General features: G+C 62.3%; 25 protein-coding genes and 1 pseudogene. 11 read left to right on the top strand and 15 right to left on the bottom strand.

All coding sequences use genetic code 11. From position 1 onward, the window contains the following. Positions 1-67 precede the first annotated feature (67 nt). Genes LOY53_RS06815 through LOY53_RS06830 form a run of 4 tightly spaced genes read right to left on the bottom strand, consistent with a single transcriptional unit; the run spans position 68 to position 3,763 of the window. Complete coding sequence (locus LOY53_RS06815) at positions 68-1,153, bottom strand: polysaccharide biosynthesis/export family protein (RefSeq protein ID WP_258703764.1); 1,086 nt, start codon at positions 1,151-1,153, stop codon at positions 68-70. Further along, entirely contained in the window at positions 1,146-2,252 is a 1,107-nt protein-coding gene (locus LOY53_RS06820; RefSeq protein ID WP_309475943.1) for an ABC transporter permease, read from the bottom strand. Before LOY53_RS06820 ends, LOY53_RS06815 begins: the two co-directional genes overlap by 8 nt. 52 nt (positions 2,253-2,304) lie before the next feature. Continuing rightward, positions 2,305-2,958: an ABC transporter ATP-binding protein gene (locus LOY53_RS06825; protein ID WP_258703766.1), complete on the bottom strand. Its 654-nt coding sequence runs from the start codon at positions 2,956-2,958 to the stop codon at positions 2,305-2,307. Positions 2,959-2,971: 13 nt separating this feature from the next. After that, positions 2,972-3,763, bottom strand: a complete 792-nt coding sequence (locus tag LOY53_RS06830; RefSeq protein ID WP_258703767.1) for an ABC transporter permease — start codon at positions 3,761-3,763, stop codon at positions 2,972-2,974. Between the two features lie 463 nt (positions 3,764-4,226). Between LOY53_RS06830 and LOY53_RS06835 the strand changes: the two genes are divergently transcribed. After that, positions 4,227-4,559 carry a ComEA family DNA-binding protein gene (locus LOY53_RS06835; protein ID WP_252827049.1) on the top strand — a complete coding sequence of 111 codons (333 nt, stop codon included), beginning with the start codon at positions 4,227-4,229 and terminating at the stop codon, positions 4,557-4,559. 238 nt (positions 4,560-4,797) lie between these two features. On the opposite strand, the gene LOY53_RS06840 is transcribed toward LOY53_RS06835, so the two are convergent. After that, a complete protein-coding gene (locus LOY53_RS06840; RefSeq protein WP_016500979.1) occupies positions 4,798-4,965 on the bottom strand; it encodes a DUF2897 family protein in 168 nt (55 codons plus the stop codon). A 182-nt stretch (positions 4,966-5,147) separates the two neighbouring features. On the opposite strand from LOY53_RS06840, the gene pyrF reads away from it, so the two are divergent. Then, positions 5,148-5,849 (top strand): orotidine-5'-phosphate decarboxylase, encoded by a 702-nt coding sequence (gene pyrF / locus LOY53_RS06845; protein ID WP_258703768.1) that lies wholly within the window; start codon positions 5,148-5,150, stop codon positions 5,847-5,849. Between the two features lie 332 nt (positions 5,850-6,181). Here pyrF and LOY53_RS06850 read toward each other — a convergent pair whose 3' ends face one another. Beyond that, positions 6,182-7,183, bottom strand: coding sequence for an NADP-dependent oxidoreductase (locus LOY53_RS06850; RefSeq protein ID WP_258703769.1), 1,002 nt, complete (start codon positions 7,181-7,183; stop codon positions 6,182-6,184). Between the two features lie 534 nt (positions 7,184-7,717). On the opposite strand from LOY53_RS06850, the gene LOY53_RS06855 reads away from it, so the two are divergent. Beyond that, the gene (locus LOY53_RS06855; RefSeq protein ID WP_258703770.1) at positions 7,718-8,479 is read left to right on the top strand and encodes an SDR family oxidoreductase; all 762 of its coding nucleotides are present in this window, start codon (positions 7,718-7,720) and stop codon (positions 8,477-8,479) included. 81 nt (positions 8,480-8,560) lie between these two features. On the opposite strand, the gene LOY53_RS06860 is transcribed toward LOY53_RS06855, so the two are convergent. Next, a complete protein-coding gene (locus LOY53_RS06860; RefSeq protein ID WP_258703771.1) occupies positions 8,561-9,730 on the bottom strand; it encodes an MFS transporter in 1,170 nt (389 codons plus the stop codon). Positions 9,731-10,019: 289 nt separating this feature from the next. Here LOY53_RS06860 and LOY53_RS06865 point away from each other — a divergent pair, with 289 nt between their 5' ends. From LOY53_RS06865 to LOY53_RS26830, 3 genes and pseudogenes are all read left to right on the top strand, one after another. Further along, the gene (locus LOY53_RS06865; protein ID WP_258703772.1) at positions 10,020-11,417 is read left to right on the top strand and encodes a PLP-dependent aminotransferase family protein; all 1,398 of its coding nucleotides are present in this window, start codon (positions 10,020-10,022) and stop codon (positions 11,415-11,417) included. 669 nt (positions 11,418-12,086) lie between these two features. After that, positions 12,087-12,614 (top strand): annotated as a pseudogene (locus LOY53_RS26825) (HAMP domain-containing protein); the annotation flags it as partial. Next, positions 12,612-13,475 carry a methyl-accepting chemotaxis protein gene (locus LOY53_RS26830; RefSeq protein ID WP_371098508.1) on the top strand — a complete coding sequence of 288 codons (864 nt, stop codon included), beginning with the start codon at positions 12,612-12,614 and terminating at the stop codon, positions 13,473-13,475. The pseudogene LOY53_RS26825 and the gene LOY53_RS26830, both read left to right, overlap by 3 nt. 277 nt (positions 13,476-13,752) lie before the next feature. On the opposite strand, the gene LOY53_RS06875 is transcribed toward LOY53_RS26830, so the two are convergent. Next, positions 13,753-14,943, bottom strand: coding sequence for a benzoate/H(+) symporter BenE family transporter (locus LOY53_RS06875; RefSeq protein ID WP_252827054.1), 1,191 nt, complete (start codon positions 14,941-14,943; stop codon positions 13,753-13,755). 145 nt (positions 14,944-15,088) lie between these two features. Between LOY53_RS06875 and LOY53_RS06880 the strand changes: the two genes are divergently transcribed. After that, positions 15,089-15,691: a glutathione S-transferase family protein gene (locus tag LOY53_RS06880; protein WP_085273724.1), complete on the top strand. Its 603-nt coding sequence runs from the start codon at positions 15,089-15,091 to the stop codon at positions 15,689-15,691. A 325-nt stretch (positions 15,692-16,016) separates the two neighbouring features. On the opposite strand, the gene LOY53_RS06885 is transcribed toward LOY53_RS06880, so the two are convergent. From LOY53_RS06885 to LOY53_RS06905, 5 genes are all read right to left on the bottom strand, one after another. Further along, a complete protein-coding gene (locus tag LOY53_RS06885; RefSeq protein WP_238216108.1) occupies positions 16,017-16,382 on the bottom strand; it encodes a glutaredoxin in 366 nt (121 codons plus the stop codon). A 59-nt stretch (positions 16,383-16,441) separates the two neighbouring features. Next, on the bottom strand, positions 16,442-16,987 hold the full coding sequence (folE, locus tag LOY53_RS06890) for a GTP cyclohydrolase I FolE (protein ID WP_027596006.1): 546 nt from the start codon (positions 16,985-16,987) through the stop codon (positions 16,442-16,444). Positions 16,988-17,056: 69 nt separating this feature from the next. After that, positions 17,057-17,617 carry a Smr/MutS family protein gene (locus LOY53_RS06895; protein WP_099453262.1) on the bottom strand — a complete coding sequence of 187 codons (561 nt, stop codon included), beginning with the start codon at positions 17,615-17,617 and terminating at the stop codon, positions 17,057-17,059. 174 nt (positions 17,618-17,791) lie between these two features. Further along, the gene (locus tag LOY53_RS06900; RefSeq protein WP_099453263.1) at positions 17,792-18,112 is read right to left on the bottom strand and encodes a hypothetical protein; all 321 of its coding nucleotides are present in this window, start codon (positions 18,110-18,112) and stop codon (positions 17,792-17,794) included. Between the two features lie 89 nt (positions 18,113-18,201). After that, the gene (locus LOY53_RS06905) at positions 18,202-18,792 is read right to left on the bottom strand and encodes a cysteine hydrolase family protein (protein ID WP_027596009.1); all 591 of its coding nucleotides are present in this window, start codon (positions 18,790-18,792) and stop codon (positions 18,202-18,204) included. Positions 18,793-18,971: 179 nt separating this feature from the next. Here LOY53_RS06905 and prmB point away from each other — a divergent pair, with 179 nt between their 5' ends. Beyond that, on the top strand, positions 18,972-19,880 hold the full coding sequence (gene prmB / locus LOY53_RS06910; RefSeq protein ID WP_258703773.1) for a 50S ribosomal protein L3 N(5)-glutamine methyltransferase: 909 nt from the start codon (positions 18,972-18,974) through the stop codon (positions 19,878-19,880). A 118-nt stretch (positions 19,881-19,998) separates the two neighbouring features. Here the strand turns inward: prmB and LOY53_RS06915 are convergent, their stop codons facing one another. Together LOY53_RS06915 and LOY53_RS06920 are read right to left on the bottom strand one after the other, a co-directional pair. After that, entirely contained in the window at positions 19,999-20,787 is a 789-nt protein-coding gene (locus tag LOY53_RS06915; protein ID WP_252827059.1) for a hypothetical protein, read from the bottom strand. A gap of 204 nt (positions 20,788-20,991) precedes the next feature. After that, complete coding sequence (locus tag LOY53_RS06920; RefSeq protein ID WP_258703774.1) at positions 20,992-21,954, bottom strand: alpha/beta hydrolase; 963 nt, start codon at positions 21,952-21,954, stop codon at positions 20,992-20,994. Positions 21,955-22,117: 163 nt separating this feature from the next. On the opposite strand from LOY53_RS06920, the gene aroC reads away from it, so the two are divergent. From aroC to LOY53_RS06935, 3 genes are all read left to right on the top strand, one after another. Continuing rightward, a complete protein-coding gene (aroC, locus tag LOY53_RS06925; protein WP_027596013.1) occupies positions 22,118-23,209 on the top strand; it encodes a chorismate synthase in 1,092 nt (363 codons plus the stop codon). Between the two features lie 183 nt (positions 23,210-23,392). Then, a complete protein-coding gene (locus LOY53_RS06930) occupies positions 23,393-24,547 on the top strand; it encodes an MFS transporter (RefSeq protein WP_258703775.1) in 1,155 nt (384 codons plus the stop codon). After that, positions 24,547-25,083 (top strand): oxidase, encoded by a 537-nt coding sequence (locus LOY53_RS06935; RefSeq protein WP_258703776.1) that lies wholly within the window; start codon positions 24,547-24,549, stop codon positions 25,081-25,083. Before LOY53_RS06930 ends, LOY53_RS06935 begins: the two co-directional genes overlap by 1 nt. Positions 25,084-25,153 lie beyond the last annotated feature (70 nt).

A 25,153-nucleotide genomic window follows, 5' to 3' on the forward strand; every position in this document is an offset into this window, starting at 1 on the left:
CTATATGCTGTATATTTAACTGCGAGGAAATTAAGCCCTGCTTTTTGAGAAAAGGCAGGGCTTTGTGTTATTGAGAGACTGCTCTTCCAACTAGTAGTGTCTGAATGATAGGGCTAATGATTTTTTGCCATTCGTGTACAGCGGCGTTGGTCACGTAAATGGTATCATCTGGCTGGATTGCGATCTGTCTGGCGTAGAATATAGCCGCAGGATCGCGCATGTTAAGGCGAAGTACTGTTGGTTTTGCTTTTGTTCCTTTTTCCATTCGGAAAATGAACACACCCTCTGGGTTAGCGTTTTGCTCTCGCAACCCTCCTACGCTACCCAGGGCGTCTAACAGGTTAGTGTTCTGGCTGGGTAGATCTTTGAGGCCTGGATCACCAACTGCACCCATAGCCACAAATCTTTGGCGTGCCCGGTCAAGAACAACTTCGGAATTTGGGCGAAGTGTCATGTTGTTGCCGGCCAGTACGTCTTCGTAATTGAATTGTTGTACTTGGGTGCCGGTGCGTACTGTAACGTTTACTAGATGGGCTTCCATTAGTGGGCCTCCAGCTTGGTTGACAGCATCCAGTAGGGTTAATGGTCCTTGTAATGTGCTGAATCGACCTGGGGTCTTTACTGCGCCAGCAACCAGTACGGATCCAGAAAGGTCGCCGACTAGTTCTATGTGCGTTTGCACGTCGGTAGTAATGCCCTTGAGTTGACGGCGAATCATCTGTTCAACCTGATCAAGGGTCATACCTGCGACGAACTGGCGGCCGACATAGGGGAGCGACAGCATGCCTTGTGAGTCGATGCGTGACTTAAGTTGGGTGCCGCCTGTTGCTAAGGGAGCAAACAGGGCGGATCCCTCGGGTGCAGTATCGGCGATCAGTACGTTTAGAGTATCGCCTGGGGCTAACCGAACTTCAGGCGATAGTGGCTTACTGATGGTGGCCAATGGGGGGCGCGAAGGTTTAGCCATATAGGGGCTAATGGTGTTGGCATTAATGTCTATAAGGTTGTAGTTTTCGGTCTTGCTTTCAATCGTGCCCTTGTAAGGGCCAGCGCCGGAAAGTGTTCCGCCACAGCCAGCCAGGCCCATGGTAGCCAGGGCCAGCGCTAGCAGCTTCTGGTTGAAGGTGCGGGAGGTAGCCAGGGATTTAATCACGATGATCCTCGATCGAAGCCAGAATGAAGCGGGTGATGCCATAAAGCATCAGAAGGCCAAGCAAAATGGTTGCCAGGTTGTACAAGCGCTCTGGATACAGGGCGAGTTGTGGTGTGTTCGGGCTGACTACGGTCACCAGGGTGCGGATTTTCTTGCTGGCCTCAATACGGGCGTTATCCAGCGCAGCTACAGCAGTCTTGTAGGATTCTTCGGCGATGCCTGCATCAAGGGTCAGTTGTTGGTATTGCGATGCGACCACGTTCAACTGTGAGCCTTGTGGCGACGAGACCAGCAGGCGTTTCTCTTTAGCGAGCTGCTGAGTGATGGCTTCTACCTTCTGCCGCTGTTGGCGAACCTGAGGTGCATCAGCGCGCAATTTGAAGCTCATTTCGGTCAGAGCAGCCTGCTCTTTGGTGTACTGGCCTTCGAGGTCGGCAATGATGGTTGCGCGGCTTTGGGCAGTGTTGCCCCCGTCAAGCACCTTGTTAACGTTCTGGAAGGTCAGCAACTGAGTCTTTCGAGTTGCGTAATTGAGGCGCGCGGTTTCAAGCTCACCCTGGGCAAACTTCATCTGTTCGCGTGCGATATTGTGGCTTACTTCGTTGACGAAATGTTCGCTGGCTTGAAGGATTACGCGTAGCATCTGTTCGGACAGCTCTGGCGTGAACGCCTGAACCTCTACGCGCAGCAGGCCGGTAGTCTCGTCATAGTGGGCCGAAACCATGCGCTGATAGTAGTTCAGCAAATCTTCACGCTGAGCGTCTTTGTCGAGCCAGAAGAATAGGTCACTGCGTTGAGCGGCGAATTGCTCGATCCAATGAACTTTGTCTTCGAGCAGAAGCATCATGTCCATCGACGTGATGTATTCGCGCAGGTACAGAGTCTCCTCCCGAGAGGCTGGGTTAGCGCCGGTCAAAAGTGTTGCAAGCCCTGGCACCTGAGCGCCCTGGTTGCTGCCGTCCTGACGCACTACCACTTGGGCGGAGCTGACGAAGCGGTCTACAGCGAATACGCCATAGTAAATGGCTGCCAGGATCATCGGCAGAATCACCATGGCCATCGCCAGGCCCCAGCCCTTCTTTTTACCCGTACTGCTCATAGTTGGATACATCCTTCAAGTGGAACTGTGCTGCTTGATTGGAATGGGGAAGTCAGCTCTTGTAGGCGTGGATGCCTTCGTCGACGTCTTCATACACGTGGATCCCGCCGTCACGTACCAGCAGTACCACGTCGCAGAGCTTCTTGATTTCGGGCATCGAGTGGGACACCAGGACAACATTCGAGCTCTGCAATTTCTCTTTAAACACCTTGGCGCACTTACGCTTGAACTGCGCGTCGCCGACCGACATCACTTCGTCGATGAGGTAGTAGTCGAAATCGAACGCCATGCTGAGCCCGAAAGCGACGCGCGAGCGCATGCCGGACGAGTAGGTTTTGATTGGCTCATCAATCCAGTCGCCAATTTCCGCAAACTCTTGTACATAGCGGACTTTGTCGCGCATTGCCTCGCCTGTGGCGCCGTACACGCGACATACGAACTTGATGTTGTCACGGCCAGTCATGCTGCCTTGGAAGCCACCCGTCAAACCTACCGGCCAAGAAATGCTACGGTCGGTAGCGATGGTCCCTGAGTCCGGCACGTCAGCACCGCCGAGCAAGCGCATAAGTGTGGATTTACCAGCGCCATTACGACCAATCAGGCCGATGTTCTTGCCGGGTGGAATAGCCAGCGACAGGTTCCGGAAGACATACCGGCGTCCTTTGGGTGTGAGATAAGACTTGGTGACGTTTCTGAGCTCGAACACGTTTGGCCTGCGCTTAACCGTTCTTGGTGGAAATCAGGTGCATCCTGCGGGCGCGATAGGTGCCTAAGGACAGGAATAGCAACACCAATGTGAAGGCGATGACGTACGTTTCGGACACGCCGTCCACCGGGGTGTAGTGGGGCAATACCTCTGCGCGAATCAGTTCGAGAATGTGCAGGAAAGGGTTGAGCAACAGCACGGGCATCATGGCTTGGGGTAGGTAGGATGCCGGGATCAGCACGCCTGAGATGAAGTAAAGAGGGAAGAAAGCCATACGAATGACGATCTTCAGACCCGGAATTGCGTGTGTTATCAGCGCCAGAAGCATTCCCAGTCCGAAGGAAAACAGCAGGCCAAGTGCCAGTGTGGCAATCCACTGCAGCGGGCTATGGACTGTCATATCGAAGCCATACCATGCGAAGCCGAACACCAAGATGGCGTAGACCGTGGCCGCAATGCAGGTCTCAACGATGACCCTGGCGACGTAGGTGTCCAGGGGTTTGATCTGCTTGTAGCCAAACAGTGAGCGGTTTTCTCGCAGGCTGTCCATCAGGCGCAGGGCAGTATTGCGATAAAGGAGGAAGGGTGCCAGGCCAACCAGAATGAAAACCGGGTACTCGACGCCTGAAACAGAGCGCGCGCGGATCATCGCGAACAATACGGAGAACACCAGCAGGTGGCAGACGGGTTCCAATAGCATCCAGACGGCGCCCATGCGGCGGGTGCCGAGACGCGCACGCGCCTCACGCAATACGAGGGCGAAGATGACTGATTTCTGGATCTGCAGAGAGGAACGAGGCTTCAAGATAGCGACCGCAAAGCAAAGCAGCGTGCCTAGGCACGCCGGAATTCATCTTCAGGAAAGGCTCGCCCGTAGACGACTTTGCGCGGATTAAACCGGAAACTTCCCTGTTCTAAGGGGCGGAAGGTTAAGCGTGAGAGGGTATAAGCGTCAAGCCAGATGGCTATTAATCTATCGCAAAGATCTAATCACTTAGTCGGGTTATGTGACGAATAGTCGCGATTTGGGGTGATGGCGCATTGCCGCTATCGGGTGGTCATGCATCCTGAAATACATTGAATTAGAAAGGTTTCCTTGTCGCTGTAGGACCTTTCCTTTTACCTATCCATCATCATTCATTAACGTTAAATTTCGCAATCATTCCTATAGCCAATCGCTGTGCTATTCCGCTCAATTGACGCTAATTTGGAGGTGCAGCCAAGGAAACCGCTGCACGTAAAACCCAAACCTCAAGGAGTGATCCCTAATGCGCAATACCGTTCTGTCCTACCTGCTTCTCCCCCTGTTCGCCAGCCTGTCCTTCTCGGTCAGCGCCGCCCCCGCCAGCACTACCGCCCTGCAGGAACCAGTGCCAATCGTCACCCACATGGACGCTCAGACCACCCGCCTAGACCTGAACAAGGCCGATGCCCCGACCCTGCAAAAAGAACTGAACGGCATCGGCAAGGCCAAGGCTGAAGCGATCGTCGCCTACCGGGAAGCCAACGGCCCATTCGCGTCAGTGGATGAGCTGCTGGAGATCAAGGGAATCGGCAATGCGTTGCTGGAGCGTAATCGGGACAAGGTAATGGTGGAGTAATCAGCAGTCGGGCTGGGCAGGCGGTGCTTGGCTCAGCCCATTTATGGACGTATGCATCAATTGGCCAAGGAGAGGTATAGATAAAGCCAGCTGGAACTCGAGCGAAGAGTGTGTTGGATTCTTCGCGGGCAAGCCCGCTCCCACAGGTTGAGAGGGGGCGGACTAAGGGCTTTGCAGTTGGCATGACAGCGACGTCGAATGGACGTTGCTGTCTTCTATAGGGAATGGAGCAGGGGATTTAGCGGTCCTGCGCGTCCTTCGCATCAGCCTCAGCATTGCGCTCATGCACCTTGCGCAGTTGCTCATCCGTCAACGGCAGTTTCTTCGCCGTATCTCGCAGCATCATCAAGCCGCCGACAATCGAGCCGAGGGCTATGATGAGTATCAGCCAGGCATACCAGGGCATTGTCGTTCTCCTTTAATCATCATGGGGCGGCGCTTGTATGAAATTTGAGCAATTGCCGGTTCCTTTGGTTCAATTATAGAAGTCAGGCGTTGCAGGGCCAATTCCATGACCCGCGGCCCCCAAAGCCTGCGTCACTTCGTTTACAATGCGCGCCGTTTTCGACTTGCCAAGAGACCCTGACCATGTCCGCCTGCCAGACGCCCCTGATCGTCGCCCTCGACTTCCCTACCCGTGAGGCCGCTCTGAAGCTGGCTGACCAGCTTGACCCTGCGCTGTGCCGGGTAAAGGTTGGCAAGGAGCTGTTCACCAGCAGTGCCTCGGGCATCGTCGAAACCCTGTGTGCCAAGGGCTTCGAAGTATTCCTCGACCTCAAGTTCCACGACATCCCTAACACCACGGCCATGGCCGTCAAGGCTGCCGCCGAGATGGGCGTGTGGATGGTCAACGTGCATTGCTCTGGTGGCCTGCGCATGATGTCGGCCTGCCGTGAAGTGCTGGCCAAGCGCAGCGGCCCGCAGCCGTTGCTGATTGGCGTGACCGTGCTGACCAGCATGGAGCGTGAAGACCTGGCGGGTATCGGCCTGGATGTTGACCCGCAAGAACAAGTGCTGCGCCTGGCGGCCTTGGCCGAGAAGGCGGGCATGGACGGGTTGGTGTGCTCGGCGCTGGAGGCGACCGCACTGAAGGCTGCGCACCCTTCGCTGCAACTGGTGACCCCGGGTATTCGCCCGGCAGGTAGCGCCCAGGATGACCAACGCCGCATTTTGACCCCGCGCCAGGCGTTGGATGCTGGCTCTGATTACTTGGTGATCGGGCGGCCGATCAGCAAGGCGGCGGACCCGGCACAGGCTTTGGCTGCGGTTGTAGCTGAAATTCGCGGGTAAGGGGCTGGGTTGCGTTTGCGTGGGTAGGGGTTCGCCACAGCAGTTTTGGTGCCTGTAAGATCGAGCGCCGCCCGCGCGGCGCATCGCGAGCAACGCTCGCTCCTACGTTTGTTTCGGGCCAGTTATTCCTGGGGCAAACGCGCGCGACCGCCTTGTTTGTACGACACGATATCGCGCCATGCGCCAAGGCGGTCGCGCGCGCCTGCTACAGGCGTTATTGGCCAAAACAAACGTAGGAGCGAGCGTTGCTCGCGATGCGCCGCGCGGGCGGCGCTCGATTTACGCCCCGACACAACAATCGAGACAGGCACTGAAATCCAGGGCCTACGCTGTCAGACCTTCAACACCAACTTGCCAAAATTCTCGCCGCTGAACAGCTTGAGCAGCGTCTCTGGGAAGGTTTCCAACCCTTCCACCACATCTTCCTTACTCTTCACTTTGCCAGTGGCCAGCCAGCCGGCGATTTCCTGCGCGGCTTTGCCGTAATCCTTGGCATGGTCAAACACCACGAAGCCTTCCATGCGCGCGCGGTTCACCAGCAGCGACAGGTAGTTGGCCGGGCCTTTGACGGCTTCTTTGTTGTTGTACTGGCTGATGGCGCCGCAAATGACAATGCGGGCCTTGAGGTTGATGCGGGTGAGCACGGCATCGAGGATCTCGCCGCCGACGTTGTCAAAGTAGACGTCTACCCCTTTCGGGCATTCGCGCTTGAGGCCGGCCAGTACGTCTTCGGCCTTGTAGTCGATGACGCCGTCGAAGCCGAGTTCGTCCTTGAGGTATTGGCATTTTTCGGCGCCGCCGGCGATGCCGACCACGTGGCAGCCTTTGAGCTTGGCGATTTGCCCGACGATGCTGCCGACTGCGCCGGCGGCGCCGGAGATGACCACGGTGTCACCGGCTTTGGGTTGGCCGACTTCGAGCAGGGCGAAGTAGGCGGTCATGCCGGTCATGCCCAGGGCCGAAAGGTAGCGGGGCAGGGGGGCGAGGCTGGGGTCGATTTTGTGCAGGCCTTGGGGCTCGCCGGTGAAGTAGTCCTGCACGCCGAGCGGGCCGCTGACGTGGTCGCCGGGTTTGTAGTCGGGGTGGTTGGAGGCCACCACTTCGCCGACGCCGAGGGCGCGCATTACTTGGCCGAGGGCGACCGGGGGGATATAGGACTTGCCTTCGTTCATCCAGCCGCGCATGGCGGGGTCGAGGGACAGGTACAGGTTGCGCACCAGAATCTGGCCTTCGCCGGGCTGCTCGGCGGGTATCGCCTCGAAGCTGAAGTCGTCACGGCGCACGGCGCCGACCGGGCGTTTGGCGAGCAGGAAGCGGCGGTTGGTCTGGGTCATGGCGGGTCCTTGTGGGCAGTTGATCGGTGTAGGGGCAATTTACCTTGCTGATGCAGGTTGTAGCGCAAAATCACTGGTAGGCATGGTAGCTCAACCGTGGGTGTGATGATGCTGCACTGGGGGAAGGGGGTGACTATGCTCTGCTGCAGAGGGGGGGTGATAGTTGGTGGGTGTTTGGCGCGGCATTGGGTAATGGCCGGCAGGTGTTCGGCGGAAGATGTTTGGTGGCCGGGAGATCGAGCGCCGCCCGCGCGGCGCATCGCGAGCAACGCTCGCTCCTACGTTTGTTTCGGGCCAATTATTCCTGGGGCAAACGCGCGCGACCGCCTTTGGCGCATGGCGCGATATCGCGTCGAACAAACAAGGCGGTCGCGCGCGCCTGTCACAGGCGTTACTGGCCAAAAACAAACGTAGGAGCGAGCGTTGCTCGCGATGCGCCGCGCGGGCGGCGCTCGATCTCACAGGCGCCACCCACTCCAGACCCGCACCTAGCGGCCCTAATGCAATCCCCCAAACAACAACCAGGAGCAAACGATGAGCATGACCTTTTCCGGCCAGGTAGCCCTGGTCACCGGTGGCGCCGCAGGTATCGGCCAGGCAACGGCGTTGGCCTTCGCCCGTGAAGGCTTGAAGGTGGTGGTGGCCGACCTCGACCCGGTCGGCGGTGAGGCCACGGTGGCGTTGATTCACGAGGCGGGCGGTGACGCGATGTTCATCGCCTGCGACGTCACCCGGGAAGCGGATGTGCGCCAGTTGCATGAGCAGCTCATCGCTGCCTATGGCCGCTTGGACTATGCCTACAACAATGCCGGTATCGAGATCGAGCAGGGCCGCTTGGCCGAGGGCAGCGAGGCGCAGTTCGACGCCATCATGGGCGTCAACGTCAAAGGGGTGTGGCTGTGCATGAAGTATCAGTTGCCATTGCTGCTGGCCCAGGGCGGTGGGGCGATCGTCAATACCGCGTCGGTGGCGGGGCTGGGGGCGGCGCCGAAGATGAGCATCTACAGTGCCTCCAAGCACGCGGTCATCGGCCTGACCAAGTCGGCGGCCATCGAGTATGCGAAGAAGGGCATCCGGGTTAACGCGGTGTGCCCGGCGGTGATCGACACCGACATGTTCCGCCGTGCCTATGAAGCGGACCCGCGCAAGGCGGAATTCGCGGCGGCGATGCACCCGGTGGGGCGCATCGGCAAGGTGGAGGAGATTGCCAGTGCGGTGCTGTACCTGTGCAGCGATGGGGCAGCCTTCACCACGGGGCACAGCCTGACAGTGGATGGTGGGGCTACGGCGATCTGACCCGCTTTCAGGGTATTGCTCAGTCATCCCCGGCCCTATCGCCGACAAGCCGGCACCCACAGGTCACCTGTTGCCTGCGGGTCACCGCACCTCCTGTGGGAGCCGGCTTGCCGGCGATAGGGCCCGCGAAGACAACCACAACGCCAACCCAACCAGCACGCACCCCAGCAGCAATACCCCACCAAACACCAGCAAGGCCGTCCGTGACCCCAAGCGGTCGCTCAGCAAACCGGTAAAGATCACCGGCAAGCTGAAGCCCAGGTACGCCAGGAGGAAGAACCCGGCACTGGCCCGAGTTTTTTCCGTGTCGGCCAGTTGGTTCACCGCCGCCAACCCGCCCAGGTAGATAAACCCGTAACACGCACTGCTGGCCGCCACCGCCCCCAGCAACACGGCCCCCAGTCGCCCAGCATCGGCCCCCCAGGCCAGCACCGCGTAACTGCACGGCAGAATCAGCAGCCCCAGCAGCGTGGCCTTGAGGCTCGACAGGCGACGTGCCATCGGCTGAAACAACAAGCCGCAGCTGATCACGCAGAAGGTCGAAAAGCCTGACCAGGCACTCAGACCATGCTGGCGCAAAATCCCTGGCAGCAGGGCGATGACCAAGCCAACGCAGGCCCAAGCCAGCAAAATGGCCAGGCCGTAGGCAACGCTGCCGCGGGGGTAGCACGGCAGCCGTAGCATGGCGCTGCGCTGTGTCGGTCGCGGGTCGGGCAGGCGCCAGACCAGCACCAGGGCAACGGCGGCGAGCAGCAGCTGCAGGTGGAAGCTGCCTGGGGTCAGGCTCGGGCCGCGCAGCAGGAACAGGCTGGTAAGCGCGGCGCCCAGGCCAAAGCCCAGCGAGGTGCTGGCGGTGACCCAGTTGGCGGCACGGGGGCTGCCGTCACTGCCCATCAGCTCGCCCATGTAGGCGGTTGCCGTGGCCGAGGCAAGGCCGGTACCCAGGCCCAGGAACAGCCGCGCCAGGCCGAGGGTTTGCAGGCTGGGGGCGAGAAGCATGAGCACGGTGGCGATCATCGACAGGATCAGCGCAGCAATGATCATCGGGCGGCGGCCAACCCGGTCGGCCAGCCCGCCGAGGGCCAGGAGTACCGGGAGTACGCCCAACACGTAGCCGGAGAAGGCCACGGCGGTGGCGGCGGCCCCCTGGCCGGAGAGGTCGGCGTAGGTGATGTAGAGCGGGGCCTGGAGGTTGACGGCGAGGGTGATCAGGCACAGGGCGAAGGCCAGTCTGGCGGGGGCGCGGGGCATCGGTAAGATCCTGGGTTTTAAGAGGGCAGTGCCGGCCTCTTCGCAGTTCAATGGGCTGTGAAAACCCCTGTAGGAGCAGCCTTGTGCTGCAAAGAGGCCGGTGACAACACCGGAAATCTTGGCTGTTTTTACCGGCCTCTTCGCAGCACAAGGCTGCTCCTACACGAAGCGCGTGCGACGTGAGGGCCGTGCCGGCGTGGCAACAATGATTCCAATCAGCCCCCGCAACCAGACACACCGCCACCCCATTTATGCTTAACTGTTCGCTCAAAACCTGCGAACACTTGCCATGCACCTCCCTCTAGACCGCACCAGCACCACGCCCTTGGTGCAGCAGCTCACCGACCACCTGCAAACCTGGATCGACCACCAACGCCTGCGCCCGGGTGCCCGTCTGCCGTCGATCCGTGCGTTGGCGCGCAGCCAGGCGGTCAGCGCGTCTTGTGTGATCGAGGCCTATGATCGCCTGGTCGCCAGCGGCTGGCTGGAGGCGCGGCATGGCACTGGCTTTTTCGTCGCCGAGCGCAAACCGGTGGGCGAGGCGGACGATGGGCTGCCGTGGGGCGAGGCTGGCGATGGCCACTGGCGGCAGTTTCGCGAGGGCCATGACGAGCTGCTCAAGCTCGGCTGCGGCTGGTTGCCCAACAGCTGGCGTGCGGCCACCGAGCTGGCCCAGGCGGTGCGCCAAGTCAGCCGCGGCAACCCGCAGGACCTGTTCGACTACTGCCCACCGCTGGGCCTGGCCAGCCTGCGTCAGCAACTGCACAAGCGCCTGGCGCGCCTGGACATCAGCGCCGGCCCCGAACGCATCCTCACCACCCAAGGCGCCAGCCATGGCCTCGACCTGCTGGTGCGCACCTTGCTGCACCCTGGCGATACGGTGCTGGTGGAAAACCCTGGTTACTACAACCTGTACAACCTGCTGCGCCAGCACCAGGTGCGCATGTTGCCCGTGCCACGCCTGGCCGAAGGCCCAGACCTGGCGGCACTGGAGCGCTTGCTGGCCGAACACCGCCCGCGTTGCCTGTTCATCAACAGCCTGTATCACAACCCGACCGGCACCAGCCTGACCCCCAAGGTTGCCTACCGCCTGCTGGAGCTGGCCCGCGAGCACGACCTGCGCATCATCGAAGACGATATCTACGCCGACTTCCAGGAAGGCCCGGCCACGCGCCTGGCCACGCTGGACAGCGAACAGCGGGTCATCTACATGGCCAGCTTTTCCAAAACCCTCAGCAGCTCGCTGCGGGTCGGCTACCTGGTCGCCGACCCGGCCCTGCTGGCGCGGCTGGCCGAGCTGAAGATGGTCAGTGGCATCGGCACATCGCGCTTCGCCGAGCAGGTAGTGGGGCAGATGCTCGCCAACGGCAGCTACCGCAAAAGCGTGCAACGCCTGCGGGTGCGCCTGGGACAGCACATGGCCAAGTTGCTCGGGCAACTGGAGCAGGCGGGGTGGGAGGTGTTCTGTGAGCCTTACGGCGGTATGTTCGTCTGGGCGCGGGTACCCGGGCGTGACGTTGCCAGCCTGGAGCGGCTGGCCCTGGAGCATGCGGTGCTGCTCACCCCTGGCAGCGCCTTCGATTACCAGGGTGCGACCAGCGATTGGCTGCGCATCAATGTCGCTTACGGGCAGGATTCCCGCGCCCAGGCCTTCTTCAAACACGCAGGGCGACCTCCAGCACCCTGAAAGCGACACGCTCATAGCTATTTGACACTATTCTGGCGTCAGGCCCTTGTGAGTGCACGGGTATCGTTGCCACGCTTGGCCTTCGGCAAAACCTGACAAGGTGAAGGGGAATCGGCGATGGGCGCGACCAAGCACGGTGTTCTGGCCAACCTGGGCATGGCCCGCAAGCTCGGCCTGGGCTTTACCCTGGTGCTGTTGTTGACGCTGGCGGTGGCGGCCATCGGCATCGCCGCGCTGCACAGCGTGGGCCAACGCTTCGACGGCTTGCGCCAGCTGGCCCAGTTCAATACCGACCTGCTCAGGTTGCGCCAGCACGAACAAACCTTTGCCATGAGTTCTGACATCAAGCAGGCCGAGGCCTTGCGCACGGGCTTGCAGGGCTTGGCCGAGCGCGCCCGTGGCTTGCCGGCGCTGGCGGCGGCCGAGGCAGAGCTAAGTGCCTATGGCCAGGCGTTCGAGGCCTTTGTCGAAGCGGTGCAGGCCAAGGAGCTGGCGCTGGACATGGCCAGTTGGTCGGTGTCCAGCGTGGCCAACAACCTGGATGTGCTGCAGGCCGGGCTGGCCGATGACGGCACCTACACCCTCAAACAATCCCAGGGCCAGCAGGGCGGCGAGTTTCTGGAGCAGGCCGCGCAGGTGGCGCAGGTGTCGCGGCTGATGCTGCAAGCGATGGACGAAGCCCGCGTGCGCCTGGACAAGAGCCGCAAGGGTGAAGAAGGCGCGGGCCAGACGCGCATCGCCCAAACCCTCGAAGCCGCAAACCTGGTCGAACAGCTCAAGGCCGCCGTCAGTGATGCCGGGTACCAGAGTGTGTTGGGCGAGGTGGCCGGGCACATTGGCAGTTTCTCCGACAAACTCAACGAATACACCGACCTGCTGGCCAAGGAGCAGGGCCTGAAGGCGCAGCTGCAGGCGCGGGCTGAGCAGGTCACCGGCCGGGTCGACCAGGCCTACCTGGCGCAAGAGCAGGCCCTGCAAGGTGAGTTGTCGCGCAATGCACTGGCCATCGCCCTGGCCACGGGGCTGGCGCTGTTGGTGGGGGTGCTGGCTGCCTGGCTGATCACCCGTGCGGTGGTCGGCCCGCTCAAGCGTGTCATCGCCCGTGCCCAGCGCATTGCCGCGGGCGAGTTGAGCCTGGAGGCAGAAGCGCCGCGCCGCGACGAGGTGGGGCAGCTGATGCAGGCCATGCAGCAGATGGCGGCCGGGCTGTCGGGCATTGTCAGCGGGCTGCAGCAGGGTATCGAGCAACTGGCCGGCAGTGCGCAGGCGCTGTCGGCGGTGACCGAGCAGACCAACCGCGAGGTGGGCAGCCAGAAGGAAGAGACCGAACAGGTGGCCACCGCCATGCAGCAGATGACGGCCACCGTGCATGATGTGGCGCGCAATGCCGAGGAAGCGGCGCAGGCGGCTCAGTCTGCCGATGACAAGGTCGAGTCTGGGCAGGTGGTGGTGCGTCAAAGCATGCAGCGTATCGAGCAGTTGGCGTCGGCTGCCGAGACGGCCAGTGCCGGCATCGACAGCCTCAGTGCCGAGATCCACACCATTGGTGATGTGCTGGAAGTGATCAAGAGCGTCGCCGAGCAGACCAACCTGCTGGCGCTCAATGCCGCGATCGAGGCGGCGCGTGCGGGCGAGCAGGGGCGTGGTTTTGCGGTGGTGGCCGATGAGGTGCGGGCCTTGGCCCGGCGTACCCGGCAATCGACCGAGCAGATCGAGACCCTGGTGGGGAGCTTGCGCGGCAACGCCCAGCAGTCAGTGGCGCAGATCCGCGGCAGTACCGAGCTGGTGCGTTTGGCGGTGGCGGATGTGTTGCAGACCGAAAGCGCGCTGGGCAGCATTGCCTCGGCGGTTTCAATGATCCAGCAGATGAACCAACAGATTGCCGCCGCAGCCGAGCAGCAGAGCTCGGTGGCCGAAGAGATCAGCCGCAGCGTCACCCAGATCCGCGGCAGCGCCGATCAGGCGGCGTTGGCGATGCAGGACAATGCCAGGTCGAGTGTCGAGCTGGCGCAGTTGGGCACGGACTTGAAGGGGATGGTGGGGCATTTCAGGTTGTAGGTGCTTGGCGGGGCAGGTGTGTCGGTATTGAGATCGAGCGCCGCCCGCGCGGCGCATCGCGAGCAACGCTCGCTCCTACGTTTGTTTCGGGCCAGTTATTCCTGGGGCAAACGCGCGCGACCGCCTTGGCGCATGGCGCGATATCGCGTCGAACATACAAGGCGGTCGCGTGCGCCTGTCACAGGCGTTATTGGCCAAAAACAAACGTAGGAGCGAGCGTTGCTCGCGATGCGCCGCGCGGGCGGCGCTCGATCTCAACCCCGACGCCGATCTCCCGTCATACCCTACGCGGATTCAAAATCATCAACGTCAAAACCCCCGCCACAATCCCCCAGAACGCCGACCCGATCGAGAACAGCGTCAACCCCGACGCCGTCACCATAAAGGTAATCAACGCCGCCTCACGCTCGCGCGCCTCGCCCATGGCCACGGTCAGCCCGTTCATGATCGAGCCAAACAACGCCAAGGCCGCAATCGACAGCACCAGCTCTTTCGGCAACGCCGCAAACAGGGCCGCCAACGTTGCCCCGAACACCCCGGCAATGCCATAGAAAATCCCACACCACACCGCTGCGGTATAGCGCTTGCTCGGGTCTTCATGGGCATGTGGCCCGGTGCAGATCGCTGCGCTGATCGCCGCCAGGTTCACCCCGTGCGAGCCAAACGGTGCCAGCAGCAACGAGGCAAACCCGGTCGCCGAAATCAATGGTGAAGCCGGTACCTGGTAGCCATCGGCCCGCAACACGGCCACGCCAGGCATGTTCTGCGAGGTCATTGCCACCACGAACAGCGGAATACCAATGCTGATGGTCGCCCCCAGCGAGAAGCTCGGCGTGGTCCACACCGGTGTAGCCACTTCCAGGCGGAAGCCGCTGAAGTCCAGCAGGCCAAGGGCGCCAGACAGCGCTGTACCGACCAGCAACGCGGCCAGCACGCAATAGCGCGGCGACAGGCGCTTGACCAGCAGGTAGCTGAAGAACATGCCCAGCACCAGCAAGGTGCGGTGCTGCGCGGCGACGAAGATCTCGCTGCCGATCTTGAACAAGATACCCGCCAGCAGCGCCGAGGCCAGCGAGGCCGGAATACGTTTGACCAGGCGCTCGAAGCTGCCGGTCAGGCCGCAGATCAGCACCAGCACGGCGCAGGTGATGTATGCCCCAATGGCCTCGCCATAGCTGACGCCGCCTAGGCTGGTGATCAGCAGCGCAGCGCCTGGGGTCGACCAGGCCACGGTGATCGGCGTGCGGTAGCGCAGCGACAGGCCAATGCTGCACACCGCCATGCCAATCGACAGCGCCCAGATCCAGGACGAAATCTGCGCAGTGGTCAGCCCGGCCGCCTGGCCGGCCTGAAACATCAGTACCAGTGAGCTGGTATAGCCGGTGAGCATGGCAATGAAGCCGGCGACCACCGCCGACGGGGAGCTGTCTGCCAGGGGCCGCAGGCGTGCGGAAGTGGCATCGGTCATGAACAAAATCCTTGTAAAGGTGTAAGCAGTTTTTTCAGACTAACGCGAGCAAGGTTGATCCTTGCCATACAGCGGCCATTGCTTTTAGCCGTACAGTCGCCAACTATTGGGCACGAATGCGCAACTGCATGGGAGGGGAGGGGTGATGTACAAGGTCTATGGCGATTACCAGTCGGGCAACTGTTACAAGGTCAAGCTGATGCTGAGCCTGCTGGGCCGGCCGTATGAGTGGCACCCGGTGGATATTCTGAAAGGCGAAACCGAGACGCCCGAATTTCTGGCGATGAACCCCAATGGCAAGGTGCCGGTGCTGGAGCTGGAAGACGGCACGTACCTGTGGGAATCCAATGCCATCCTCAACTTCCTCGCCGACGGCAGCGAGTTCCTGCCTACCGAGCCGCGGTTGCGCACGCAGGTCTTGCAGTGGCAGTTCTTCGAGCAGTACAGCCATGAGCCGTATATTGCCGTGGCGCGGTTCATCCAGTTTTACCTGGGGTTGCCGGATGATCGGCTGGAGGAGTACCGCAAGCTGCACAAGGGCGGGTACAAGGCGCTGAAGGTAATGGAGCGGCAGTTGCAGATGACGCCGTACCTGGTGGGGCAGCAGTATTCGATTGCCGACGTGGCGTTGTATGCCTACACCCACGTGGCGCAGCAGGGTGGGTTCGACCTGACGGATTACCCGGCGGTCAGGGCCTGGCTGGAGCGCGTGGCCAGCCATCCGCGGCATGTGCCGATGGTGGGCTGAGCCTATTCGACTAGCCCGGGCGCGATTCTCTGCCTGGGTGCAATTGCTTGCCCGGTCGCAATTGCTTGCCTTGGCGCAATTCATTGCCCGGGCGCAATTCCTTGCCTTGGCGCAATTCATGGTAGGAGCAGCCTTGTGCTGCGAAGAGGCCGGTGCAAGGCACAGAGGTATCCGTAGCCTGCACCGGCCTCTTCGCAGCACAAGGCTGCTCCTACAAGTACAAGGTCAGCCGAATAGGTACAAGGTCAGCCGAAGAGGTACAAGGTCAGCCGAAGAGGTACAAGGTCAGCCGAAGAGGTACAAGGTCAGCCGAAGAAGTACAAGGTCAGGCGAAACGCTTGTCCAGGTAGGCAATGATGGCCTTGGACTCATACATCCAGCTCACCTTTCCTTCTTCCTCGATGCGCAAGCACGGCACTTTCACGCGGCCACCGCCTTCCAGCAGCGCCTGGCGATGCTCCGGGTCGTTCTTGGCATCACGCAGCGCCACCGGCACGTTCAAGCGGTGCAGGGTGCGGCGGGTTTTGACGCAGAACGGGCAGGCATGGAACTGGTACAGCGCAAGGCCACTGGCCGCTTGCTCGACACGCGCCTGGGCGGCGGCATCGCGCTTGCGCTTGGCCGGGCGGCTGATCCAGTCGCCGAACACGATGAGCTGGCCGAGGCCAACCCGCAGGGCTTTGACGATCATGGGCAACTCCTGAAAAGAAAAAGCCGACCCAGCAGGGTCGGCTCAGGGTAACCAGCCAATCACTTGATCAGGCTGAGGAACTCACTGCGGGTGGCGGCGTTGGCGCGGAATTCGCCCAGCATCACCGAGGTGATCATGCTCGAATTCTGCTTCTCGACACCGCGCATCATCATGCACATGTGCTTGGCTTCGATGACCACGGCCACGCCAGCAGCGCCCGTTACCTTCTCGACCGCTTCGGCGATCTGGCGGCTGAGGTTTTCCTGAATCTGCAGGCGACGTGCGTACATGTCGACGATGCGTGCCACCTTCGACAGGCCCAGTACCTTGCCCTTGGGCAGGTAGGCCACGTGCGCCTTGCCAATGAAGGGCAGCATGTGGTGCTCGCACATCGAGTACAGCTCGATGTCCCGGACCAGTACCATCTCGCTGTTGTCGGAGGTGAACAGCGCGCCGTTGGTGACTTCTTCCAGCGTCTGCTCATAACCGCGGCAAAGGTACTTCATGGCCTTTGCAGCCCGCTTGGGCGTGTCGAGCAGGCCCTCACGGGAGACGTCCTCGCCGATCTGGCTGAGAATCTCGGTGTAGTTCTGTTCCAGGGACATGTATCTACCTGTGGGAAAAATCGCAAAAACGAAGGGTACGGCGGCAAGGGCGGCGCTGCAAGCGCGGCGTTACTCGTCGCGTCCTTCGAGCATGGTTCGTTTAAGCATCACATACACCGCGCCGGTGCCGCCATGGCGCGCGTTGCACGAGGCAAAACCGAGCACTTGCGGGTGCTGGCGCAGCCAGGTGTTGACGTGACTCTTGATCATCGGGCGCTTGCCGTCGAGGCGCGCGGCCTTGCCGTGGGTGACCCGTACACAGCGTACTTCCAGCTTGGTGGCCTCGGCGATGAAGTCCCAGAGTGTTTCACGGGCTTTCTCGACGGTCATGCCGTGCAGGTCGAGGCTGCCCTCGAAGGCAATCTGGCCGAGCTTGAGTTTGCGCAGCTGGGTTTCCTGCACGCCGTCACGGCGCCACATCAGCTCGTCTTCGGCGCCAACGTCGATGACGAACTGGTCGGACATGCCGTCGATCACCAGTGCCTTGTCGCTGCGCACGGTAGCCGCCTGCCGCAGGCCGGCCAGCTGCTTGCGGTCGGCCTTGGGTTTGCCGACCTCGGCACGGTCGTGCTTGATCGGCTTGACGCCGCGCACTTCGGCATGGAACAGGGAAAAGTCGTCGTCTTGCATGATGCCTCCACGTGGGCGGCGTAGTTTACGCGACTGTGGGGCTGTGTGCAGCCTGTGCGGGCCTCTTCGCGGGTAAACCCGCTCCCACAGGATTACCTCTGGCCCTAGGCGCTGAAGTTATCCTGTGGGAGCGGGTTTACCCGCGAAGAGGCCCGCACAGGCGATACAAAAGAGTCAGTCGTGTTTTTTCATCAGGTGCGGCGACAGGTTCAATTCCCGCCCGCGACGCAGGCGAATACGGCTGCGCCGCCAGAAACGCACGCCCAACCACAGCAACAGCAAGCCAGCCCCGGTGAGGATGCTGGACAGCGGTTTGTTGGCATTGAGTTCTTGCAGGGCCGGGTAATTGCCCAGCAGGCCGGCGATGCCGGCCATGGCCAGCAGCACACCCAGCGTTGCCAGCAAGGCGGACAGGCCGGCAGCCAGGCGTGCGCCCCAATTGCGCGGTTCGCGCGTGCGCAGGCGTTTGGCGTCGAAACTGCCTTTGAGCTTCATTCCGATTTCCTCTGTGGATATCCGGAATTCGACCTGCGCTCGCCCTTTGGGTTCCGCCCGGCTGCCGGGCGGTCGTTACCAGCCCTGGATCAGATCAGGCTGGCGGTAGGGGCGACACAGGCGAAGTTGTCGGCCATCACGGCCATTTCACACTGGTGAATCTGTGCGGCCGGGATGACCCCGTCCTTGAACGCCAGGTCGCGGGTCGCCGAGGCGTCTTCCACCAGGGTGCACCGATAACCATAGTCCTTGGCGCGGCGCACGGTGGTGCTGACGCTGGAGTGGCTCATGAAACCGCAGACGATCAGGTCCAGGTGGCCCAGCGCCTGCAGGGTGTCGTGCAGCTTGGTGTTCTTGAACGCGTTAGGCATGCGCTTTTCGATGACGATTTCGCCTTCGTGTGGCTCCAGCCCAGGGATGAACTGGCCACCGCTGCCTTGTGGGTCGAAACGGCCACCGACAGTGCCCAGGTGACGGACGTGGATGATCGGACGGCCGCTCTTGCGCGCGGCATCGAGCAACCGGGCGATGTTGGCCACGGCCTCGTCCATGCCCGACAGTGCCAGGGGACCACTGAGGTACTCCTTTTGCGCATCGATGATGATCAGGCTGGCGTGGCTCAGCTTGGCCGGCGGGTAGTCGCGGCCAGTGAGGCGGAACATCGTGGTTGGAACGGACATCAAGGGCTCCTTGGAAGGGCTTTTGTATACCTATTGTCCCTTGCCTTGGCGTCAATGGGAATGGTTGACATCGCAAACAGCGTGGTTACTGGCCTGTGGCTACCCTTAGGGGAACGCCAAGGAACAAATGTGCGGGTTGGGCTGTTAGACTTTTGTACGGTCTGAATTAGGAGTACCCCGTGATCACATCCCGTCTGCGCACGCTGCGCGACTACATTCGCTGGGCGGTCAGCCGCTTCCACGAGCGCGAGCTGTTCTTCGGCCACGGTGCCGACAACGCCTGGGACGAAGCCCGCCTGCTGGTGCTGGGCGCCGTGCACCTGCCATGGGAGGTGGCCGACAGCTACCTGGACTGCATGCTCGAAGACGACGAACGCGTGCGCCTGCAGCACCTGCTCAAGCGGCGCATCGAAGAACGCGTGCCCACCGCCTACCTGCTGGGCGAGGCGTGGTTCTGCGGCATGTCGTTCATCGTCGACGAGCGCGTGCTGGTGCCCCGTTCGCCGATTGGCGAGCTGATCGAAAAACGTTTCGAGCCGTGGCTGGCGGCAGAGCCTGCGCGCGTTCTGGACCTGTGCACCGGGTCTGGTTGCATCGGCATCGTCGCGGCCGAAGTGTTCCCCGAGGCCGAAGTGGTGCTGGGCGACCTGTCGTTCGATGCCCTTGAGGTGGCGAACCAGAACATCGAGCGTCACGGCCTGGACATGCGCGTCTACACCGTGCAAGGCGATGGCTTCGATGGCCTGCCAGGGCAGCGTTTTGACCTGATCCTGTCCAACCCGCCGTATGTCGATGCCGAAGACTTTGGCGACATGCCGGCCGAGTATCACCACGAGCCGGAGTTGGGCCTGGCCTGCGGTAGCGATGGCCTGGACCTGGTGCGGCGGATGCTGGCCGAGGCGGCTGACCACCTGACTGACAAAGGGTTGCTGATTGTTGAGGTGGGCAACAGCCAGGTGCATGTCGAGTCGCTGTATCCCGAGGTGGATTTTGCCTGGCTGGAGTTCGAGCGGGGCGGGCATGGGGTGTTCATGCTGACAGCCGAGCAGTGCAGGCAGCATCAAGAGCTGTTCAAAGCCCGGGTTTGAGTGGGGGCTGCTTTGCAGCCCATCGCCGGCAAGCCGGCTCCCACAGGTACAGCGCCGTTCTCAAGGCCAGTGCTGCACCTGTGGGAGCGGGTTCACCCGCGAAGCAGGCGCCACGGTCTCAGCGGGTAGCAATCCAGATCAGCAACCCCGCCTGAAACATCGCAAACGCCACCAGGCAGGTGATGGTAAAGCGCAACCCGCCATCTTCACGCCGGTACTTGGCCACCCGCTCATCCCGTTCGCGCAGTTGGCTTTCCATTTCCTGCAGCTGTTGATCGGCCTGCTGCAACAAGTTGGCCGCATCGAGAATCTCCACCCGCTGCAGCCGCTCGCTGCTCCAGGCACCCTTGAGCTGGCCCACCGTGGTTTCCACGGTACGGCCTTTGAGGTGCTGAGGGTCCTCGTACTCCACTTCGATACCCACCCCACGCAAGCACTGGTCCCGGCGCAGGCGTGAATCCTCGCTCAGGGCATCCTTGCTCGGCAGTGCCATGCCTTCGACCCGGTAATGCGACCACCTGCGCTGCAGCCATTGCACGGCCTGGGCCAGCATGAAGCGGCCGATACCGCGGTTCAGGGGTTCCAGCTGCAGGCCCTGGTCGCTGCCAATGCGCACCAGGCGTTCGGCGTGGTCGACGCGGATATCCAGGTGGTTCTGCTCTTTGCGCACTTTTTGCCCTGGCAGCTGGATTTCCATGCGCAGCAGGCTGTGGGCTTTATCGTGACGCTCGGCGTAGCCGAACTGCACAAAGCGCAGGGGGCGGGCGCCGGTGGCGCGGTCGGTGGGCAAGGGGGCCAGGCGCAACAGCTGGAAGTGTTCGGCGGCAAGGTCGGCCCAAGGCAGCGCGGCGCCGTCCTGGGGTTGTGGCTCGTCGGCCGGCTCTAGGGCGGCGGGGGCAATTGTCATGGGGGCTGTCCTTAGGTTCGGGCATGCGGCAAATGGGGCTGCTGCGCAGCCCATCGCTGGCAAGCCAGCTCCCACCAAGGGCGCGCTGCTCTCAAGGGCACTGCTGCACCTGTGGGAGCCGGCTTGCCGGCGATGGGCCGCCAAAGCGGCCCCGGATTCACCGCCAATACCGCCTTATCGGCAGCCCCGGCCAAGACCTGAGGGTCAGGCCGGTGGCAAATGCTGGATGAACGTGACGATCCGCTCCCCCAGCTCACGGGCCAGTGGCAGCTCGGGGTTGAGGTAACTGTCACGCTGTTCGCTCATGGCCTTGGGGCTAATGCGCAGCATGTGGTTCATGCCATCGATCAGCACCAGTTGCGCATCCGGTTTTGCAGCCTTGAGGCGCTCGGCATCCGTCACGTCGACCTGCACGTCGTTGCGGCCTTGGACGATCAGCGCCGGCATCGGCAATTGCGCGAACGCCGCCGCCGGGTTCTGCCGGAACAGCGAAATCAAATAGGGCTGCACGCTGGGGCGGAACACCTGGCGCAGCGGCGCGGGCACATCCAGGCTGGTCTGCCCAGCCTGCAGGCGGTCGAGCAAGTCACTGCCACGGGCCAATTGGGCGGGCGGCAGGCGCTGGGCCAGCTGTTCGCGCAGTACGTCGGCCAACGGGCGGCCGACCCCGGCCAGGGTGATCACCGCGCTGGCACCTGCCTGTTCGGCGGCGAGGCTGGCGATCAGCGCGCCTTCGCTGTGGCCCACCAGAATCAGCGGGCCGAACCGCGGGTCGGCCTTGATCTTGTGGCTCCAGGCGACCACATCGGCGACATAGCGCTCGACGCTGAGGTCGCGCTCATCGGGCGTGGCCGGCTGGCTCGCGGCCACCCCGCGCTTGTCATAGCGCACGCTGGCAATGTGGTCGTTGGCCAGCACCAGGGCCAGCCGCTTGAGGTTGTCGATACGCCCCGTGGCCGGGTTGTTGCCGTCTCGGTCGGTGGGGCCGGAGCCCGCGATAATCAACACCACCGGGGGCGGCGTGGCCTGTTGTGGTAGCAGCAGGCTGCCGTGCAGCACGCCCTGGCCGGTGTCGAGGTCGATGGGGCGCTGCAAGACGGTGGGGGAGGCGGCCTGGGCGAGGCCAGCACAGAGCATGAACAACAAGGCGACGAGGCGCGGCATCATGGGGTACTACGGTGGTGAGATGTCGGTTTGACCCAATGTTTGTGGGAAGGTTCGGTGGGTAGTTGCCTGTGCTGGCCCTTTCGCGGGCACAGACAACCAATCCCTCGGTATTTTTACGTATACTGCCGCTTTCGTTCACCTCAGGCAGACTCGCGGAGCGTCCATGTCCGGCAATACCTACGGCAAGCTGTTCACTGTCACCACCGCTGGCGAAAGCCATGGCCCGGCGTTGGTCGCCATTGTCGATGGATGCCCGCCGGGCCTGGAGATCTCCCTGGCCGATCTGCAGCATGACCTCGACCGGCGCAAGCCTGGCACCAGCCGGCACACCACCCAGCGCCAGGAGCCGGACGAGGTCGAGATCCTCTCCGGTGTGTTCGAAGGCCGCACCACCGGCTGCTCGATCGGCCTGCTGATCCGCAACACCGACCAGAAGTCCAAGGACTACTCGGCGATCAAGGACCTGTTCCGCCCGGCGCACGCCGACTACACCTACCACCACAAGTACGGTGAGCGTGACTACCGCGGCGGCGGCCGCAGCTCGGCCCGTGAAACGGCCATGCGTGTTGCGGCAGGTGCCATCGCCAAGAAGTACCTGGCCACCCAGGGCATCACCGTGCGTGGCTACATGAGCCAGCTGGGCCCGATCGAGATTCCGTTCAAGACCTGGGAATCGGTCGAGCACAACGCCTTCTTCAGCCCCGACCCGGACAAGGTGCCGGAGCTCGAGGCCTACATGGACCAGCTGCGCCGCGACCAGGATTCGGTCGGGGCGAAAATCACCGTCGTGGCCGAAGGCGTGATGCCAGGCCTGGGCGAGCCGATCTTCGACCGCCTCGACGCGGAACTGGCCCATGCGCTGATGAGCATCAACGCAGTCAAAGGTGTCGAGATTGGCGCCGGCTTTGCCAGTGTCGCCCAGCGCGGTACCGAGCACCGTGACGAGCTGACCCCGGAAGGGTTCCTCAGCAACAACGCCGGCGGCATTCTGGGGGGGATTTCCTCGGGCCAGCCGATCGTTGCGCACCTGGCGCTGAAACCGACCTCCAGCATCACCACGCCGGGCCGTTCCATCGATGTGGAGGGCAACCCGGTCGACGTGATTACCAAGGGCCGTCATGACCCCTGTGTCGGCATCCGCGCCACACCGATCGCCGAAGCGATGATGGCCATCGCGCTGATGGACCACCTGCTGCGCCACCGCGCACAGAATGCCGACGTGAAGGTCAGTACTCCGGTGCTGGGCCAGCTCTGATCCATTTGTGACTGATGTGCCGATTGCACCGGCACACCTCTGTGTAGGAGCAGCCTTGTGCTGCGAAGAGGCCGGTGCAGTTGGCAAACTCATGCAGTGGTTTCACTGGCCCTTTCGCAGCACAAGGCTGCTCCTACACAGTGGGATCGGGCCGGTACGCTAAACACACCATCGGCCCATTCCATGCCCCCAATCCCCTACTGGCGCCTGTCCAGCTTCTACCTCTTCTACTTCGCCCTGCTAGGCTCCACAGCCCCCTTCCTGGCGCTGTACTTCGACCACCTGGGTTTCTCCCCGGCGCGCATTGGCGAGCTGGTGGCCATCCCCATGCTGATGCGCTGCGTCGCCCCCAACCTGTGGGGTTGGTTGGGCGACCGCACCGGTCGGCGCCTGCTGATCGTGCGCCTGGGCGCCTTGTGCACGTTGGCCAGTTTCGCCCTGATCTTCTTCGGCAAGAGCTACGCCTGGTTGGCGCTGGTCATGGCCCTGCACGCGTTCTTCTGGCACGCGGTGCTGCCGCAGTTCGAGGTCATCACCCTGGCGCACCTGCACGGGCAAACCGCTCGCTACAGCCAGGTACGCCTGTGGGGTTCGATCGGTTTCATCCTCACGGTGGTGGGCTTGGGGCGCTTGTTTGAATGGCTCAGCCTGGACATCTACCCGGTCGCCCTGGTGACGATCATGGCGGGCATCGTCCTCGCCAGCCTGTGGGTGCCCAATGCCCAGCCGGTGGAGCAGGGCGAGCGCAGCGGGGCGGGCGGCTTTTTACAGCAACTGCGGGCACCTGGGGTAATCGCCTTCTATGTGTGCGTGGCGCTGATGCAGCTCAGCCACGGGCCGTATTACACCTTCCTCACCCTGCACCTGGAACACCTGGGCTACAGCCGTGGCGCCATCGGCCTTTTATGGGCGCTGGGGGTGGTGGCTGAGGTGCTGGTGTTCATGGCCATGAGCCGCATTTTTGCGCGGTTTTCCGTGCAGCGGGTGTTGCTGGCCAGTTTTCTGCTGGCGTCTTTGCGCTGGCTGCTGCTCGGCAACCTGGCCGATGACCCGGCGGTGCTGGTGCTGGCCCAGGTGATGCACGCGGCCACCTTTGGCTGCTTCCATGCCGCCTGCATCGCGTTCGTCCAGGCCAGCTTCGGCGCTCGCCAGCAAGGCCAGGGCCAGGCGTTATACGCGGCGTTGTCTGGCACCGGCGGTGCGCTGGGCGCCTTGTACTCTGGCTACAGCTGGAAACTGCTGGGGCCGACCTTCACCTTTGGTATGGCCAGCGCCGCAGCCTTGGCCGCAGCCGTTATCATTGCCCTTTGTTCGCAATCGACCAGGACCCGCCACTGATGAGTACCCTCAGCGTTTTCCACCCGTCCAGCCCAGGCCTGCCGAACAAGCTGCTGACCCACCACGACGACATCGCCGCGACGCTGGCCGAGCAGGGCGTGCGTTTTGTCCATCACTCGCTTGCGCTGCGGGTTCGCCCTGGCAGTGCGGAGGACGAAGTGATGGCAGCTTGCCGGGAGCACCTCGACCAGTTGATGACCGGCCACGGCAGCACGGCCTTCACGGTGCTCAACCGTGACGGTGTGGACCCGGCACAGGCGGATGTACGTGACGAGCATGTGCATGACGCCGAAGAGGTGTTTGCGGTGGTTAGCGGGCGGGCGCAAGTGGGATTGCGCTTGGGCGAGTTCGTGTATTCGGTGCTGTGCGAGAAGGGCGATCAGCTGGTGGTGCCGTCAGGTACGCGGCGCTGGATTGAGCTGGGCGAGACGCCGTTCTGCCTGGCGTTGCGGTTGTTTGGCAGTGAGCAGGGGATGCAGGCGCGGTTGACCGGGGATGAGACTGCTCGGGCGTTTTTAGGTATCGACGAGTTGTAATGCTTGGGCGAGCCTCTTCGCGGGCAAGCCCGCTCCTACAGGTCAGTGATATTCCTGTGGGAGCGGCGGT

The organism is Pseudomonas sp. B21-031 (assembly GCF_024748985.1).
GTDB classification, from domain to species: Bacteria; Pseudomonadota; Gammaproteobacteria; order Pseudomonadales; family Pseudomonadaceae; genus Aquipseudomonas; species Aquipseudomonas kermanshahensis.